At 72.5% G+C, this 16,450-nt stretch carries 15 protein-coding genes; 11 read left to right on the top strand and 4 right to left on the bottom strand.

Annotated features, from left to right (window positions below; genetic code table 11):
• The first annotated feature begins 38 nt into the window (after positions 1–38).
• From J2S59_RS03835 to J2S59_RS03825, 3 genes are read left to right on the top strand one after another with little or no spacing between them, the layout of a single operon-like run.
• Positions 39–749, top strand: coding sequence for a TlpA family protein disulfide reductase (locus J2S59_RS03835; RefSeq protein WP_068118541.1), 711 nt, complete (start codon positions 39–41; stop codon positions 747–749).
• Positions 746–1,480, top strand: a complete 735-nt coding sequence (locus J2S59_RS03830; protein WP_181641655.1) for an NUDIX hydrolase — start codon at positions 746–748, stop codon at positions 1,478–1,480. The genes J2S59_RS03835 and J2S59_RS03830 overlap by 4 nt, the downstream gene beginning before the upstream one ends.
• On the top strand, positions 1,477–2,649 hold the full coding sequence (locus J2S59_RS03825) for a MarP family serine protease (protein ID WP_068118538.1): 1,173 nt from the start codon (positions 1,477–1,479) through the stop codon (positions 2,647–2,649). Before J2S59_RS03830 ends, J2S59_RS03825 begins: the two co-directional genes overlap by 4 nt.
• On the opposite strand, the gene J2S59_RS03820 is transcribed toward J2S59_RS03825, so the two are convergent.
• The 3 genes from J2S59_RS03820 to J2S59_RS03810 form a co-directional block, all read right to left on the bottom strand.
• Positions 2,627–3,556 (bottom strand): alpha/beta fold hydrolase, encoded by a 930-nt coding sequence (locus J2S59_RS03820; protein WP_306824825.1) that lies wholly within the window; start codon positions 3,554–3,556, stop codon positions 2,627–2,629. The genes J2S59_RS03825 and J2S59_RS03820 overlap by 23 nt on opposite strands.
• 38 nt (positions 3,557–3,594) lie before the next feature.
• Positions 3,595–4,017: a phage holin family protein gene (locus J2S59_RS03815; protein WP_068120863.1), complete on the bottom strand. Its 423-nt coding sequence runs from the start codon at positions 4,015–4,017 to the stop codon at positions 3,595–3,597.
• 184 nt (positions 4,018–4,201) lie between these two features.
• Complete coding sequence (locus J2S59_RS03810) at positions 4,202–4,549, bottom strand: hypothetical protein (protein WP_068120861.1); 348 nt, start codon at positions 4,547–4,549, stop codon at positions 4,202–4,204.
• Between the two features lie 206 nt (positions 4,550–4,755).
• On the opposite strand from J2S59_RS03810, the gene J2S59_RS03805 reads away from it, so the two are divergent.
• Genes J2S59_RS03805 through J2S59_RS03780 form a run of 6 tightly spaced genes read left to right on the top strand, consistent with a single transcriptional unit; the run spans position 4,756 to position 10,578 of the window.
• Complete coding sequence (locus J2S59_RS03805; RefSeq protein WP_306824824.1) at positions 4,756–7,689, top strand: DUF4040 family protein; 2,934 nt, start codon at positions 4,756–4,758, stop codon at positions 7,687–7,689.
• Complete coding sequence (locus J2S59_RS03800; protein ID WP_246360483.1) at positions 7,686–8,072, top strand: sodium:proton antiporter; 387 nt, start codon at positions 7,686–7,688, stop codon at positions 8,070–8,072. Before J2S59_RS03805 ends, J2S59_RS03800 begins: the two co-directional genes overlap by 4 nt.
• Positions 8,053–9,624: a monovalent cation/H+ antiporter subunit D family protein gene (locus tag J2S59_RS03795; protein WP_068122813.1), complete on the top strand. Its 1,572-nt coding sequence runs from the start codon at positions 8,053–8,055 to the stop codon at positions 9,622–9,624. The genes J2S59_RS03800 and J2S59_RS03795 overlap by 20 nt, the downstream gene beginning before the upstream one ends.
• Complete coding sequence (locus J2S59_RS03790) at positions 9,621–10,001, top strand: Na+/H+ antiporter subunit E (protein ID WP_068122810.1); 381 nt, start codon at positions 9,621–9,623, stop codon at positions 9,999–10,001. Before J2S59_RS03795 ends, J2S59_RS03790 begins: the two co-directional genes overlap by 4 nt.
• Positions 9,998–10,255 carry an MrpF/PhaF family protein gene (locus tag J2S59_RS03785; protein WP_068122808.1) on the top strand — a complete coding sequence of 86 codons (258 nt, stop codon included), beginning with the start codon at positions 9,998–10,000 and terminating at the stop codon, positions 10,253–10,255. The genes J2S59_RS03790 and J2S59_RS03785 overlap by 4 nt, the downstream gene beginning before the upstream one ends.
• The gene (locus J2S59_RS03780; RefSeq protein WP_068122804.1) at positions 10,252–10,578 is read left to right on the top strand and encodes a cation:proton antiporter; all 327 of its coding nucleotides are present in this window, start codon (positions 10,252–10,254) and stop codon (positions 10,576–10,578) included. Before J2S59_RS03785 ends, J2S59_RS03780 begins: the two co-directional genes overlap by 4 nt.
• 28 nt (positions 10,579–10,606) lie before the next feature.
• On the opposite strand, the gene acs is transcribed toward J2S59_RS03780, so the two are convergent.
• The gene (gene acs / locus J2S59_RS03775) at positions 10,607–12,565 is read right to left on the bottom strand and encodes an acetate--CoA ligase (protein ID WP_068122801.1); all 1,959 of its coding nucleotides are present in this window, start codon (positions 12,563–12,565) and stop codon (positions 10,607–10,609) included.
• A gap of 254 nt (positions 12,566–12,819) precedes the next feature.
• Between acs and J2S59_RS03770 the strand changes: the two genes are divergently transcribed.
• Complete coding sequence (locus tag J2S59_RS03770) at positions 12,820–14,361, top strand: MFS transporter (RefSeq protein WP_181642306.1); 1,542 nt, start codon at positions 12,820–12,822, stop codon at positions 14,359–14,361.
• The gene (locus J2S59_RS03765; protein WP_306824823.1) at positions 14,362–16,443 is read left to right on the top strand and encodes a molybdopterin oxidoreductase family protein; all 2,082 of its coding nucleotides are present in this window, start codon (positions 14,362–14,364) and stop codon (positions 16,441–16,443) included.
• The last annotated feature ends 7 nt before the right edge of the window (positions 16,444–16,450 follow it).

The following is a 16,450-nucleotide window of genomic DNA, read 5'->3' as shown; positions in this document are numbered from 1 at the left end:
CCGGCAACCCGGTCGGGCCACTCACCTAGGCTGGAGCGGTGCACCCTGCCCCGTCCGACACGCCTGCGCGCCGGTCGTCGCCGTGGTTCAGCGCGCTGCTGCTGGCGGTGCTCGTCGGCGGTGTCGGCGGCCTCGTCGTCTGGGGGCTGACCGGCGTGCCGTCGGGCACCCCCACCACGAGTGAGCTGCTCAGCGAGTCGGAGTCCGGGTCCGGCGGCGCCGGGTTCGGGCCGAGCCGGATCGTGGTCGACACCCCGCAGCTGCGCCGTGCCAAGGAGCGCGCCGGCATCGAGGCGTGCGCGCCCGGCCCGGCCGAGTCCGCGGCCGAGGACGGGCTGCCGTCACTGGTCCTGCCCTGCCTCGGTGGGGGTGAGGCGGTCGACGTCGGCACCCTGCGCGGGCCGATGGTGATCAACCTCTGGGCCGAGTGGTGCCCGCCGTGCGCGCGCGAGCTGCCGATCTATGCCGACTTCCACGACCAGCACGGCGACCGCGTGCCCGTGCTCGGCATCGACTGGAGCGACCCGCAGCCGGTGGCAGCGATCGAGATGCTGGAGAAGTACGACGCGACGTACCCCCAGCTCGCCGACACCGACCTCGCCCTCGGCAGCGCGCTGCGGGTGCGCGCCATCCCGATGCTGGTGATGATCGACGCTGATGGCGCGATCACCTACTCCCAGGGCATCGAGATCACCAGCCTCGAGCAGCTCGAGGACCTCGTGCGTGAGCACCTGGGGGTCGCGCTGTGAGGGCCGCGACGCCGCACCACGAGTTGCCGGACTGGCTCATCCCGGTGCGCGAAGCGCTCGACACCATCACCGGTCACGACCTGACCCGTTTCCTGCCCCCGCCGGATGCCGACCCGCGCCGCAGTGCGGTCCTCATGCTCTTCGGGGAGTGCGACTCCGGTCCCGACCTGCTGCTGACCGAGCGGGCCCACCACATGCGTTCCCACCCCGGCCAGGTCTCCTTCCCGGGGGGCGCCATGGACCCCACCGACCTCGACCTCCTCCACACGGCGTTGCGCGAGGCCGAGGAGGAGGTCGGCGTCGATCCTGCCGGCGTCGAGGTGGTCGGACTCCTGCCCGAGCTGTGGATCCCGCCGAGCAACCACGCGGTCACGCCCGTCATCGGCTGGTGGCGCGAGGAGTGTCCCGTGGCGGTCGTCGATCCCGACGAGGTCCACGCCGTGCTGCGGGTCCCGGTGGCGGAGCTGCTCGACCCGGCTCACCGCATCCGAGTGCGCCACCCCTCGGGCTGGCTCGGGCCGGGCTTCCTCATCGGTGACGACAAGGACCTCATCCTCTGGGGTTTCACCGCGGGCCTGATCGCGCGGCTGTTCGACTACGTCGGCATGACGCGCCCGTGGGAGGACAGCGCCGCCGTCCACGACCTGCCGCCTCATATGCTCGCCGTGCCCGAGGGCGCTGCCGAGCGCATCCGCCGGGCCGAGGCCCTGCTGCGGGAGGAGAGGCCGTGAACGCACTCGACTGGATCCTGGTCGTAGTCGTGCTGGCCTATGCGTTGTCCGGCTACTGGCAGGGGTTCATCTCGGGCGCGTTCGCCACCGCCGGCCTGCTCCTGGGCGGTCTCCTCGGCATCTGGCTGGCGCCGCAGCTGCTCGGCTCCGCGGCCCCTGCCGTGTGGGTCTCGCTCGGTGCGCTGTTCGTCGTGCTCGTGTGCGCCTCGGTCGGTCAGGCGATCCTGCAGTACGCCGGGGGCCGGTTGCGCGACAAGGTCACCTGGCAGCCCGCGCGGGCCCTCGACGCCGTCGGCGGCGCGGCGCTCAGCGCGGTGGCCGTGCTCCTCGTCTCCTGGGCCCTCGGCGTGGCCGTCAGCGGCTCCCGGATCCCCACCGTCACCCCGCTCGTGCGCTCTTCTGCGGTGCTCGCCCAGGTCGACGAGGTCGTCCCGGCTCCCGTCCACCGTGGGCTGCAGGCCTTCAACGACGTCGTCGGCTCGAGCTTCTTCCCGCGCTACCTCGAGCCGTTCGCGCCGGAGCGGATCGTCGACGTCGGCCCGCCGCCCGGCCGGATCGGTCGCCAGCCAGGCGTGCAGGCCGCCGAGCAGAGCGTGCTCAAGATCCGCGGGCAGAACAGCTGCGGGCGCGGGGTCGAGGGCACCGGCTTCCTGTACTCCCCCGACCGGCTGATGACCAACGCCCACGTCGTCGCCGGGGTCAGCGACCCGGTCGTCACCGTCGGTGACGAGGAGCTCGACGCGACGGTCGTCCACTACGACCCGGCCATCGACGTCGCGGTGCTGGCCGTCGACGGCGTACGCCGCCCCTTCCTCAGCTTCGAGCGCACCGCGGAGGCCCGCCAGCCCGCTGCGGTGCTCGGCTATCCCAACGACGGTCCCTACAACGTCCAGTCCGCCCGGATCCGCGGCGAGCAGCGGCTGCGGTCACCCGACATCTACGGCAACGGCGTGGTCGTGCGCGAGGTCTACTCCCTGCGTGGGCTGGTCCGCCCCGGCAACTCCGGCGGTCCGCTGGTCAACCGCCGCGGCGACGTCGTCGGCGTCATCTTCGCCGCGTCGGTGAGCGATCCCGACACCGGCTACGCCCTGACCGCCGAGCAGGTCGCCTCGGCAGCGGCCAACGGCCTCGGCAACGACAGCCCCGTCAGCACCCAGGGATGTGCCTGAGCGTCCCCAGCCACTCCAGCAGCAGGTCGGTGACCTCAGCCGGGGCCTCCTCGGGCAGGAAGTGCCCGCTGGCAGGGACGGTGCGGACGTCGTACGCCCCCGTGACGCCGGCCGGGGTGCGTGGGCGGCGCGGCGGGGTGACGACCGGGTCGCGTCCGCCGTACACCTCCAGCACCGGGACGGCGACCTCCGCGCGCATCGCCGCGGAGAACGCCCGCCCGTCGGCACGCAGTCGCGACCGCAGCAGCCAGCGGTGGTACTCCAGTGCGCAGTGCGCGGAGGGCCAGACGGAGAAGGCGCTCTGGTACGCCGACAGCTCCTCGGGCGACGGGAACGTCGTGCCCGACCAGGCCAGGAGGTGCTCGGCGAGCATGCCGCTCGCGGGGTCGGCGAGCCGGCGCTCGGGGACCACCGGCACCTGCATGCGCAGCAGGTGCCGCAGGGCACGACGGCCGCCGCGAGTGCGCAATCGACGCATCAGCGTCGCGGGGTGAGGCGCGGCGAGCGCCGCGAGGCCCGCCACCTGCTCCGGGTGCTGCAACGCCGTCGCCCAGGCGACGTACCCGCCCCACCCGTGCCCGACCAGCGTCGCGCGCGAGGCGCCCAGCGCTCCGATGACGCCGTCGACGTCGGCGGCGAGGGTCTGGGGGTCGTAGCCGTTGGGGGTCTTGTCGGACCCGCCGTACCCGCGCAGGTCGAGCGCGGCGGTCCGGTAGCCGGCTGCGGCGAGCGCGGGAAGCTGGTGGCGCCAGGCCCACCACAGCTGGGGGAACCCGTGCAGCAGCACGACCAGGGGTGCCTCGCCGAGCGGGTCACCGGCCGGCTCGCTGAGGGCGACGTGGAAGCGTGCGCCGTTGGCGGCGACCCGGCGGTGCGTCCACGGCCCGGACAGGTCCACGGGGTCCACGCGTGCTCCCGGGGCCGCTGGGGTGGTGTGGCGACGACTCAGGCCGCGGTGCCGCGCTTGGTCAGCGCGAGCTTGGTCTCCTGCGCCTGGTGGATGGCGCGCTCCGGAGCCCTCACCTTCTTGACCTTCTTGATGCCGAGCAGCACCAGCGTGGCGATCAGCAGGGCGTAGACGCCGAAGACGATCAGGTAGCACCACGCGAGGTGCAGCCCGGTCATGCTGAGGAAGTGCGCGCCTGCGATCGAGAGGAAGATGATCGAGAGGAGGCCGAGGAACGCGGCGACGGCGAAGAAGGCGACGCCGATGCCGCCGGCCGTGGCGCTCACCTTCAGCTCGGACTTCGCCAGGGCGATCTCGTGCTGCACCAGGGTGGAGATGTCGCGCGTGGCGTCGGCGACCAGCCGCCCGATGGTCGGGTCCTCGGTGGACGCGACGGTCGGGGTGGGTTCTGCGGCAGTCATGAAGCGGCCTCTCGTTCGAAGTCGGAGCCGAGCCTAGCGGCGATGCGCCCTGCGATGCTCCGCGCGCCATCGGCCCGGTGTCTCGGACCCTGCGATGGTGCCCCAGCACGGCGGGCGTTAAGCCACGTGGGCGCGCGCCCCCCACTCAGTGCCCCCACTCAGTGCCCCCACTCAGTGCCACTGCTCAGTGTGCGTCGCGATGGAGCTCGGCGGCAGCGTGGGTGACCGGCAGGGGAAGCGTCAGCTCGAAGAGGGAGAGCAACGACGGCTCCCCGTCGACGAACGGCTCGTAGACCGCCAGTGTCGGCTCCGGTCCGCACAGCACCGCTACGACCAGCTCGTCCAGCTGGAGGTCGGCCGGGCGTTGGGACACCTGGAGCTGCGCCAACCACTCCTGGCTGCGGGTGCCTCCGGTCTCGTTCCACGTCAGCAGGGCCCGCCCTGCGCGGTCGTGGAGCGAGACGACGGTGACGTCGTCCTCGACAGCCGTGTGGGCGGCGGTGATGATCCCGTCGGTCGTGGTGGCCGTCATCGAGGGCTCGCGGGGACGGTGAGCAGGTTGGACATGGACGCTCCTGACAGGGAAGGGTCATCGACCGCCGACCAGACTTCCCGGCACACCACGGGTCACCGTAACCCACGCAGTCCGGGTGCTCAGGGACGACGGCTATGATGCTCTGCGGTGCGCCGGGAAGACTGGTCGGCAGCTCTGCCACCGACTCCGAAGGCCGGTATCTCGTGACCCTGCTCTGGATCGTCGTCGCCGCAGCGACGGTCGTCCTGCTGGCCGTGCCCGTGGCTGGCTGGCTCGGTGCGCGCGCCGGGATCGTCCTCGGCGCGGCCCTGGGTGCGCTCGGGGTGACGACCGGGGTGCTGGCCGCCCGCGCCGACGACGTGCTGGTGTCCGAGGTCGCCTGGATGCCGTCCCTCGACGTTGCCTTCGCGCTGCGGCTCGACGGGCTCTCGCTGCTCTTCGCGCTCGTGGTGCTGCTGATCGGTGCGGTCGTGCTGATCTACTCGGCGACGTACCTCCCCGCCCACGACCGTGGCGGCGCGGCGCAGTTCTACGTGCTGATGACCTTCTTCGCCGCGGCGATGCTGGTGCTGGTCGTGGCCGACGACCTGGTCGTGATGTTCGTGGCGTGGGAGCTCACGACGCTCTGCTCCTACCTGCTCATCCTGCGCTCGGGGCCCCAGGCGGGCCCGCCCGCGACCCGGACCTTCCTCGTCACCTTCATGGGTGGGCTGTGCCTCCTGGCCGCGGTCGTGCTCATCATCGTGACCACCGGTACGACGAGCCTGAGCGCAGCGCTCGCCTCGCCCGCGTGGGCGGAGGACCCGGGCTTCGCCACCGGCGCCGCCGTGCTGGTCGCGGTCGCGGCACTGACGAAGTCGGCGCAGTTCCCGTTCCACGCCTGGTTGCCCGACGCCATGGTCGCCCCGGCGCCGGTCAGCGCCTACCTGCACGCGGCGGCCATGGTGAAGGCCGGCATCTTCCTGCTCATGCGCTTCGCGCCGGCCGCGTCGCACAGCGACGTGTGGGGGCCGATGCTCATCACCCTGGGACTGATCACCGCGGTCATGGGCGCGGTGTTCGCCCTGCAACGCACCGACCTCAAGGAGCTGCTGGCCTACTCCACCGTGAGTCAGCTCGGGCTCCTCGTCACCGCGGTCGGGGTCGGTACGCCGCTCGCGCTGCGGGCCGCCGCGGTCCACGTCGTCGCCCATGCGCTGTTCAAGTCGTCGGGGTTCATGCTGGTCGGCCTGCTGGAGAAGCGCGCTGGCAGCCGGGATATTCGCGAGATCGGCGGGTTGGCGCGCACCATGCCGTGGACGACCGCCGCAGCCGCGCTGGCCGCCGCCAGCATGGCCGGTGCACCGCCGCTGATCGGCTTCGTCTCCAAGGAGCAGTTGCTCGAGACCGTCATCGACGCGCCGAGCGGGTCGGCCTGGTTGATGACGCTGGTGCTGGCGGCCGGGGCAGTGCTGACGGTCGCCTACAGCGCCCGGCTGGTGATCGGCCTCGTCACCGGCGCCCCGGGAGAGGTCGCCCCTCTCGCCGGCACGCGGCCGATGACCGCCATGGTCCACCTGACCGCCCTCGCGGGTCTGGTGCTGGGCCCGGGTGTCGTGCTCGTCGACCCGTGGGTGCGGGACGCGCAGCAGGCCACCGTCGGAGGAGCGCACTACCCGCTGGCGCTGTGGCACGGCGTCAACGCCCCGCTCGTCGTCTCCCTGGTCGTGCTCGCGCTGGGTGGCGTCCTCGCCTGGCAGCGGGCCCGGGTCGACCGCCTGATCGAGGGCCGCTCCCTGCTGCCCTGGACCGGGGTCGGGGTCGTGGCGCGCGTGCAGGGCGCCACGGTCGCAGCCGGCCGCGGGGTGGGCGCGTTGAGCCGCAGCGACGCGCCTGCGGCGTATCTCGCCGTCCCGCTCACCGTCCTGGCAGGGCTCGGGGTCGCCGCGCTCCTCACCGGCGCCGTACCCGTGCCGGGGGGTGACGTCGTCGTCCTGGACGTGGCGCTGATGCTCCTGATCGCCTTCGGCACCGCCGCGGTCATCCGCGCCCGCAGCCGACTCGGCGCGGTCGTCGCCGCCGGCGTCGTGGGCTTCACCGTCGGCGTCTTCTTCCTCTCGCTCGGTGCGGTCGACGTGGCGCTGACGCAGCTCCTGGTCGAGATCCTCACCGTCGTCGTGCTGGTGTTCGTGCTCGCGCGACTCCCGCGCGGCTTCCGGGCCGCCTCGCTCCCGCGGCGCCGGGGCGCAGGTGTCGTCGCCGTCCTCGCGGGCGTCGCGGCCACCCTCGCGACGCTCGCGTTCACCGGACGACGGCCGCTGTCGCCCGCAGGGGAGTACTACATCACCACCACCCAGCAGGAGACCGGCGCCGACAACGTCGTCAACAGCATCCTGGTGGACTTCCGTGCGCTGGACACCCTCGGCGAGCTCGTCGTGCTCGCCGTCGCGGCCCTGTCGATCCTGGCGTTGGTCCGCGCGCGTCCGGTGGCTCGCCCGCGCACCGTCAGCCAGCCCGTCCGCGCCGGGGTCGTGCCCGACAGCCGCGGCGAGACCGCCTGGGACGATCTCGCCGAGCCCGGTGCCAACGCACTGTTCATCGCGGTGCTCGCCCGGGTCGGGATCCCGGTCATGCTCCTCGGCTCGGTCTACCTCCTGCTGCGCGGGCACAACGCCCCCGGCGGCGGGTTCATCGGGGCTCTCGTCGGTGCGTCCGCGTTCGCGCTCGCCTATCTGGCCGCGCCCAGCGACGAGCAGGGCCGGCCCCGGCTGCCCTACCTGCGGGTCGCGGGAGCCGGCATCGTGGTGGCGGTGCTCACGGGCTTCCTCGGCTTCCTCGACGGCTCGTTCCTGCGCCCGCTGGACGGCTACGTGCTCGGGATCCACGTCACGACCGCTCTGATCTTCGACGTCGGCGTCTACCTCGGCGTCCTCGGTGTCATCCTCGCGGCGTTGGGTCTGCTGGGGGCACCACCGGACACACCCGACGACTACGACGGGGTGATCGAGGACGACGACCTCCGCGCCTTCGCCGAGGACGTCCCCGAGGGTCGCCACCTGCGACCGCGTCCCCCCGCCCCGCCCATCTCCATCGGCCCGCTCCACCCCGCCCGCGCCCCGCGCCGGATCCCGAGGCGGACGAAGGAGGCGCAGCGATGATCGTGCTCGCCCTGACCATCGGCGTCCTCGTCGCCGGTGCCGCGTACCTCGTGCTGCAGCGCGAGATGGTGCGCATCGCGCTCGGCTTCCTGCTGCTCAGCCACGCGGTGAACCTGATGATCATCACCGCGGGCGGGCCCGAGCGGCGCGGCGAGGCGCTGGGGTCGATCCTCGATCCGGCCTCGACCGCCGACCCGCTCCCCGCCGCGTTCGTGCTCACCGCCATCGTGATCGCATTCGCGATCACGATCTACCTGCTCGTGCTCGCCGTGGCCGGGCGCGAGGGGGACGACGTCACCGACGACCTGGTCGACGAGCCGGTCGATCCGCCGGGCCCGGACCCGACCCCCGAGGAGGTGCGCGATGCCCGCACCGAACGCTGAGTCCGCCCTGCCCCTGCTGGTCGCGATCCCGTTGCTCGTCGCGGGCCTGGTGGCCGCCGCGCGGGGCACCTCCCTGATCGCGCGGTCACTGGTCGTGGCGGTCCTGGTCGGCCAGATAACCGTCGCTGCCGTCCTCCTCGGCGCCACCGCCGAGGGCGAGGTGCTGGCCCACGGGGTGGCCGGCTGGCCGGCGGGCATCGCGATCCCGTTCGTCGTCGACACGCTCACGGCGCTCATGTTGCTCGGCACGAGCTTCGTGACCCTGGTCTGCGTGGCCTTCGCGATGGCCAGCGGCGTCGGTGCCCGCCCGCTGTTCCCCGCCCTCGTCCTGGTGCTCGTCGCCGGTGTCAACGGAGCGCTCCTCACCGCCGACCTGTTCAACCTGTTCGTCTTCGTCGAGGTGATGCTGCTCCCGTCGTACGGCCTGCTGGTGCTGGCCCGGCGCGGACGCGGCACCGCCCGCTCGGTCGTCGGCTCGCGGATCTACGTCACGGTCAACCTCTTCGTCTCGACCGTCTTCCTCGCCGGCGTGGCGCTGGTCTACGGCACGGCCGGCACGGTCAACCTGGCCGAGCTCGCCGGTGCGGGCCGCGAGTCCGGGTGGACCGCGGCTGCCCTGGCGATCTGCCTGTTCGCGCTGTCGATGAAGGCCGGCGCCGTCCCGGCGTACGGCTGGCTGACGCGCAGCTACCCGACCACCGCCCCGGCGGTGACGGCGTTGTTCTCCGCGTTGCACACCAAGGTCGCGATCTACGCCGTCTACCGCATCTACGCGGTCGCCTTCGACGGCGACACCCGCTTCCTGTGGGTCGGCGTCGCGGTCTTCAGCGTGACCATGGTGATCGGTGTCCTGGGCGCTGCGGGCGCGGACACGATGCGGGCGATCCTGGCCTACAACATGGTGCGCGGGACGGGGTTCATCCTGCTGGGCGTGGCGCTGTTCAGCGTCGCGGGCCTCGGCGCCGGCATCTACTACCTCCTGCATCACATGGTGGTGACCGCCTCGCTCCTCCTGGCCGTGGGCGCGGTCGAGGTCCGCTACGGCACCGGACGCCTCGGTGGGGTGGTCGGCGTCGCGCGACGAGAGCCGCTGCTCGCGGCGGCGTTCGCCGTCGGCGCGCTGTCGCTGGCGGGGCTGCCACCGTTCTCGGGCTTCGTGGCCAAGCTGGCCATCGTGATGGCGGCCCTCGACGCCGGTCAGGTCGTGGCGGCCGTCGTGGTGCTCGCGGTCAGCCTGGTGACCCTGCTGTCGGTGGTGCGGATCTGGAACGGTGTCTTCGCCAACGGCGGACCGGAGCCCGAGACGGCCGGGCAGACCGGCGTCGAGGCCCTCCCCGCGCCCGAGATCGGCGGGGGCACAGCGGTGCTCACCGCGCCGAAGCAGGCGCAGGCGTCGCCCCGGGTGGGCGCCGCGCTCACCGTTCCCGCCGTCATCCTGGCACTGACCAGCCTGGTGATGGGCCTGGGTGCCGAGGGCCTGCTGGCGTTGACCGGCGTCGCTGCCGAGGGCCTGGCGGACCCGTCGGCGTACGTGGAGGCGGTGTTGCGATGAGCGCGTGGAGTCTTCCGTGGCGGTTCGTCCGCTTCCTCGTCTGGTACGCCGGTCAGATCGTCACGTCGTCGCTGGCCGTCCTCAGCGACGTCCTGACCACCGGTCACCGCTCGACGCCCCGGGTCGTGCGGATGCCGCTGCAGAGCATCCGAGACGGGCACGCCGCGTTGATCGGGATGCTGATCACGCTCACGCCGGGGACCCTGACGATCGGGGTGGTCCACGATGCCGAGGGCGAGCGCCAGTTGCTGGTGCACTCGATGTACCACCCCGACGCGGCGAGCGCCGTCCGCGACCTGGTGGACATGGAGACCCGGATGCTGCGGGGGACGACCCTGACCGGCAGCCCCCGCTCCCAGGAAGGCGAGCAGCGATGATCGGACTGGAGATCGCGATGGTCGGGGTCGGGATCACGATCCTGATCGCCGGCTACCGGATCGTCCGGGGACCGAGTGATGCGGACCGGGCGGTCGGGGCCGACCTGCTGGCGTTCTCGATCATCGCGATGATCGCGTTGGTCGGCGTGCGCGCCGGCAGCGGCGGCGTCTTCGACCTGGTGCTCGTGGGCACCGTGGTGGCGTTCCTGTCCGCCCTGGGACTGGCCAGGCTGCTGAACAGGGGGGCGAGATGAACTGGGTCGACGTGACCGGCCAGGCGCTGTGCGTGCTCGGCTCGGTGGTCTTCCTGGCCGCCGGCATCGGGGCGCTGCGCCTGCCCGACCCCTACACCCGCGCCTCGGCCGTCGCCACCGCCGCCGGGGTCGGGGTGGCTCTCGTGGTGGCCGGCGGAGCGCTGGTCCACCCGGGCTGGGACGCGACCGTCCGCGCGATCATCGCGATCGTCTTCCAGCTCGCCACGTCCGCCGTCGGCGGCATGGCGATCGCCCGCGCCGCCGTGCTCTCGCGGCACAAGTTCAGCCCCGAGACCGACGACTCGGTCCTCGAGGAGGGCTGAGTCGTCGGCTCGAAGCCGGTGAGCGACCTCAGTCCTCCTTGGTGCCGGACATCCCCTGCTGGATCAGGTCCATCACCGAGGAGTCGGCGAGGGTGGTGACGTCGCCGACCTGACGGTTCTCGGCGACGTCGCGCAACAGCCGGCGCATGATCTTGCCCGAGCGGGTCTTGGGCAGCTCGGGGACGATCATCACCTGACGCGGCTTGGCGATCGCACCGATCTCCTTGGCCACGTGGGTGCGCAGGTCCTCGACGATGTCGACGCCGCCGTCGCCCGCCTCCTCGCGCAGGATGACGAAGGCGCAGACCGCCTGGCCTGTGGTGTCGTCGGTGGCTCCCACGACGGCCGCCTCGGCAACCTTCGGGTGGGAGACCAGCGCCGACTCGATCTCGGTGGTCGACAGCCGGTGGCCGGAGACGTTCATGACGTCGTCGACGCGGCCGAGCACCCAGATGTGGCCGTCGTCGTCCTTCTTCGCACCGTCACCGGCGAAGTAGTAGCCCTGCTCGGCGAAACGCGACCAATAGGTGTCCTTGAACCGCTCGTCGTCGCCCCAGATCGTGCGCAGCATGCCCGGCCACGGCTTCGTGATGACGAGCAGGCCACCTTCGCCGTCGGCCACCGACTGCCCGCGGTCGTCGACCACGTCGGCTGAGATGCCGGGGAAGGCGACCATGGCCGACCCGGGCTTGGCCGCGGTGACGCCGGGCAGCGGGGTGATCATGTGGGCGCCGGTCTCGGTCTGCCACCAGGTGTCGACGACCGGGGTGCGACCGCCGCCGATCACCTCGCGGTACCAGACATAGGCCTCGGGGTTGATCGGCTCGCCGACCGAGCCGAGGATCCGCAGGCTGGAGAGGTCGTACTCGTCGGGGATCTCGCGACCCCACTTCATGAAGGTGCGGATCGCGGTGGGGGCGGTGTAGAAGATCGTCACCTTGTGCTCGGCGATGATCTCCCACCAGCGACCCTTGTGCGGGCTGTCGGGGGTGCCCTCGTAGAGCACCTGCGTCGCGCCCATCGCGGTCGGGCCGTAGACGGCGTACGAGTGCCCGGTCACCCAGCCGACGTCGGCGGTGCACCAGTAGACGTCCTCGGGCTTGTGGTCGAAGGTCGCCCAGAAGGTGTACGCCGACTGCACGAGGTAGCCGCCGGAGGTGTGGAGGATCCCCTTGGGCTTGCCGGTGGTGCCGGAGGTGTACATGACGTAGAGCGGGTGCTCGGCGTCGAAGTCCTGCGGGGTGTGCTCCGGCGAGGCGCCGGCGACGACGTCGTCCCACCAGACGTCGCGTCCCTCGGTCCAGTCGACGTCCTCGCCGGTGCGGCGTACGACCAGCACGTTGCGGACCCCGGAGACCTTGCCGAGCGCCTCGTCGACGGCGGGCTTGAGGGCCGAGGGCTTGCCGCGGCGGTAGCCGCCGTCGGCGGTGATGACGATCTCGGCGCCGCAGTCGTCGATCCGGCTGGCGAGCGCGTCGGAGGAGAAGCCGCCGAAGACGACCGTGTGCGGCGCACCCAGACGGGCGCAGGCCAGCATCGCGACGACGGTCTCCAGGATCATCGGCATGTAGATCGCGACCCGGTCACCGGTCTTGACCCCGAGGTCGACCAGGGCATTGGCCGCCTGGCACACCTCGTCCTTGAGCTCGGCGTAGGTGATCGTGCGGGTGTCACCGGGCTCGCCGACGAAGTGGAAGGCGACCTTGTCGCCGTTGCCCGTCAGCACGTGTCGATCGACGCAGTTGTAGGCGACGTTGAGCTTGCCGTCGGCGAACCACTTCGCGAACGGCGGGTCCGACCAGTCGAGCACCTGGGTGAACGGCGTGCCCCAGTGCAGCTTCTGCGCCGCCTCCGCCCAGAACGCCTCCGGGTCGGCCGTCGCGCGCTCGTAGTCCTCGGCGCGGACGTTGGCCTGGGCCGCGAGGTCGGCCGGAGGCTCGAAGGTGCGGTTCTCCTGCAGGAGGTTGGACAGCTTCTCGTCGCTCACAGGCGTTCCTCTCCACGGTGCGTCAAGGTTCTGTGTGTCTGGGCTCACTGTAGGGCGGGGCCCCACGGTGGTCCCGGGCGGATCGGCCGAGCGGTGGGTACGCCGCGACGAGCGGACTCGAGGGTGTCGGCGGGCGGGCCCCGTGAGCCTTTGTGAGGCTGTGAGGACAAGTTGACCCCGGCGTGACGCCGGGGCACCGCCGGCGAAACGACGGTTGCCGAGCATCGGGTCATCCCCTTCGCACAGGAGAAGCGATGACCACGAGCCCGACCCTCCCCGGCCGCGCGGCGACGGCCGCGTCTGCTGCGACCGCAGCCCCTGCCGTGCCGGACCCGGCACGACGTACGGGCCGGTGGATCGACGACTGGCGCCCCGAGGACCCCGAGTTCTGGGAGCGGACCGGTCGGCAGGTGGCCCGGCGCAACCTGGCCTGGTCGATCTTCGCCGAGCACCTCGGGTTCTCCGCCTGGCTGATCTGGAGCGTCTCCTCGGCGTTCCTGCTGGCCCAGGGGTTCGACTTCAGCGCCCAGCAGCTCTTCGTGCTGGTGGCCGTCCCCAACCTGGTGGGCTCGCTGCTGCGGCTGCCCTACACGCTCGCCGTGCCGCGGTTCGGCGGGCGCAACTGGACCGCGGTCAGCGCGGCGCTGCTGCTGGTGCCGACACTGCTCTTCGCGGTGGCCGTGCAGAACCCGGACACGCCGTTCTGGGTCTTCTGCGTGATCGCGGCGACGGCCGGGTTCGGCGGGGGCAACTTCGCCTCCTCGATGGCCAACATCAACTTCTTCTACCCCTCGGCCAAGAAGGGCGCGGCCCTGGGGCTCAACGCCGCGGGCGGCAACCTCGGGGTCTCACTCATCCAGCTGCTGCTGCCCGTCATCGTCGGCGGCGCCGGGATCTTCGGGCTGGTGCGGGCCAGCGAGGGCGGGGTCCACCTGGAGCGGGCGGCGTACGTCTATGCGGGGCTGGCCGTGGTGGCGACCTTCGCGGCGTGGCGGTGGATGGACAACCTCGGCACGGCGGTGTCGCGTCCGCGCGAGCAGCTGCGCGTCGTACGCCGGCCCCACACGTGGGTGATGTCGCTGCTCTACGTCGGCACGTTCGGCTCGTTCATCGGCTACTCCGCGGCGATGCCGCTGCTCATCAAGCTGAACTTCTGGGTGCCCGACCCGGCGCCGCTCGGCACCGGCATCTACTTCGCCTACTACGCCTTCCTGGGTGCCGGCGTCGGCTCGCTGACCCGCCCGTTCGGCGGCTGGCTCGCCGACCGGCTGGGTGGCGCCCGCGTGACGCTCGCCGCCTTCGCCGGCCTGATCGTCGCGACCTTGGCCGTGCTCATCACCCTCGTGCAGCTGACCCCGAACCCCGGCCAGGACCCGACCATCGCGACCGAGAACCAGGCCGTCTTCCCGTGGTTCCTCGGCGCCTTCCTCGTGGTCTTCGCCTGCGCCGGCATCGGCAACGGGTCGACCTACAAGATGATCCCGTCGATCTGGCGGGCGGAGGTCGAGCGGACGACGACGGCCGGGACCCCGGAGCGGGAGGCCGCCCTCGTGGCCGCCACCAAGGAGTCGTCGGCGGGCCTGGGTGTCATCGGCGCGGTGGGGGCGATCGGCGGCTTCCTCATCCCGCTCGCGTTCGCGGCGCCGTGGGTCGCCGACCCCCGCAACGCGACGCAGGGCGCCTTCGTTGTCTTCACGGCGTTCTACGCGATCTGTGCCGTGGTCACCTGGACGTTCTACGTCCGCGGTCGCGCCCTCGGCGCGTCGACCCCGAGCCTGGCCGGGAAGCGGATCTGAGTGGCGACGTCGAGTGTGCAGACCCACTGCCCCTACTGCTCGCTGCAGTGCGGCATGCGCCTGGTCCGCGACGGGCGGTCCCTCGAGGTCGCGGCGTGGGAGGAGTTCCCGGTCAACGACGGCGCGCTGTGCCGCAAGGGGTGGACCGCCACCGGCCTGCGCGGGCACCGCGAACGGCTGACCACGCCGCTGCTGCGCGAGACCCGGGCCGACGGCAGCCGCGGCGAGCTGCGCCCCGCGAGCTGGGACGAGGCGCTCGACGTCATCGCCACGCACCTGGTCGCGCTCCGCGCCGCCCACGGCCCGGACGCGGTCGGGGTCTTCGGTGGCGGGGGGCTGACCAACGAGAAGGCCTACCAGCTCGGCAAGCTCGCGCGGGTCGCGCTCGGCACCAGCCAGATCGACTACAACGGCCGGTGGTGCATGTCGTCGGCCGCTTCGGCGGCCAGCCGCGCGCTCGGCATCGACCGTGGTCTGCCGTTCCCGCTCGCCGACGTCGAGGACGCCGACGTCGTCGTGCTCGCCGGCTCCAATCTCGCCGAGACGATGCCGCCGGCCGCCCGCCACCTGGACAGGTTGCGTCAGCGCGGTGGCACGGTGGTCGTGGTCGACCCGCGCCGGACCGCGACGGCCGACCGGGCCGACCTGGTCCTCCAACCGGTGCCGGGCACCGACCTGGCGCTCGCCTTGGGGGTCCTCCATCTGCTCGTCGGCATGGGCGCAGTGGACGAGGAGTACGTCGCCGCGCGCACCACCGGCTTCGAGGCCGTACGCCGCTCCGTGGCGCCGTGGTGGCCCGAGCGCGTCGAGCGGGTCACCGGTGTCGAGGCGGCGCAGGTGCGGGCGCTGGCCGACCTGCTGGGCGGCACCACCCGCCGCGGGGGACGCGTCATGGTGCTCACCGCCCGCGGGGTCGAGCAGCACTCGCAGGGCTCCGACACCGTCCTGGCCTGGATCAACGTCGCCCTCGCCCTCGGCCAGGCCGGCCGACACGGCGCCGGGTGGGGCTGCCTCACCGGTCAGGGCAACGGCCAGGGCGGACGCGAGCACGGCCAGAAGGCCGACCAGCTGCCCGGCTACCGGATGATCGACGACCCCGAGGCCCGCGACCACGTCGCCCGGGTCTGGGGTGTGGACCCCGCCTCGCTGCCGGGCAAGGGCCGCTCGGCGTACGAGCTGCTGGACGCCCTGGGCACCGCCGACGGGCCGCGAGCGCTGCTGGTCTTCGGCTCCAACATCGTCGTCTCCGCGCCCCACGCCACCCACGTCGCACGCCGGCTCGCGGACCTCGACCTGCTGGTCGTGGCCGACCTGGTGCTGTCGGAGACAGCCGCCATCGCCGATGTCGTGCTCCCCGTGACCCAGTGGGCCGAGGAGACCGGCACGATGACCAACCTCGAGGGCCGGGTGATCCTGCGCCAGGCGGCGGTGGCCCCGCCGCAGGGCGTGCGGACCGACCTCGAGGTGATCGCGGCGATCGCGGCCGCGACTGGTTCCCCGGTGGAGTTCGCCACCGACCCCGAGGAGGTCTTCGCCGAGCTCGCGCGGGCGTCGGCCGGTGGCAAGGCCGACTACGCCGGCATCGACTACGCCCGGATCCGCGCCGAGCACGGCGTCTTCTGGCCCTGCCCGGAGCGCGGACACCCGGGGACCCCGCGGCTGTTCGCCGACGCGTTCGGCCACCCGGACGGCCGCGCCCGGTTCCTGGTGACCGACTACCGCGGCGCCGCGGAGCTGCCGGACGCGGAGTACCCGCTGCACCTGACGACCGGGCGCGTGCTTGGTCAGTACCAGTCCGGCGCCCAGACCCGCCGCATCAAGGACCTGCCCGACGCCGGCCCGTTCGTCGAGCTGCATCCCATGCTGGCCCGTCGGCTCGGCACGACCGACGGTGAGCCGGTCACCGTGCGCACCCGCCGCGGGAGCATGCGTGCGCCGGCCCGGGTCGTCGACACGATCCGCCCCGACACCGTGTTCGTGCCGTTCCACTGGGTCGGCGCCAACCGGCTCACCAACGCCGCGCTGGACCCCGCCAGCCGGATGCCGGAGTTCAAGGTCTGCGCCGCGGAGGTGACGGCGTGAGTTGCCC

The organism is Nocardioides massiliensis, from assembly GCF_030811215.1.
Taxonomy (GTDB): Bacteria; Actinomycetota; Actinomycetes; order Propionibacteriales; family Nocardioidaceae; genus Nocardioides_A; species Nocardioides_A massiliensis.
Note: the sequence above shows the minus strand (reverse complement) of the source record. Positions and strands in the feature narration are given on the sequence as shown.

What these genes read in the sequence shown, in the direction of transcription:
- J2S59_RS03815 (WP_068120863.1), bottom strand. Translation starts at nt 4,017, where the DNA reads ATGACTGCCGCAGAACCCACCCCGACCGTCGCGTCCACCGAGGACCCG.
- J2S59_RS03810 (WP_068120861.1), bottom strand. Translation starts at nt 4,549, where the DNA reads ATGACGGCCACCACGACCGACGGGATCATCACCGCCGCCCACACGGCT.
- J2S59_RS03800 (WP_246360483.1), top strand. Translation starts at nt 7,686, where the DNA reads ATGATCGTGCTCGCCCTGACCATCGGCGTCCTCGTCGCCGGTGCCGCG.
- J2S59_RS03795 (WP_068122813.1), top strand. Translation starts at nt 8,053, where the DNA reads ATGCCCGCACCGAACGCTGAGTCCGCCCTGCCCCTGCTGGTCGCGATC.
- J2S59_RS03790 (WP_068122810.1), top strand. Translation starts at nt 9,621, where the DNA reads ATGAGCGCGTGGAGTCTTCCGTGGCGGTTCGTCCGCTTCCTCGTCTGG.
- J2S59_RS03785 (WP_068122808.1), top strand. Translation starts at nt 9,998, where the DNA reads ATGATCGGACTGGAGATCGCGATGGTCGGGGTCGGGATCACGATCCTG.
- J2S59_RS03780 (WP_068122804.1), top strand. Translation starts at nt 10,252, where the DNA reads ATGAACTGGGTCGACGTGACCGGCCAGGCGCTGTGCGTGCTCGGCTCG.
- J2S59_RS03770 (WP_181642306.1), top strand. Translation starts at nt 12,820, where the DNA reads ATGACCACGAGCCCGACCCTCCCCGGCCGCGCGGCGACGGCCGCGTCT.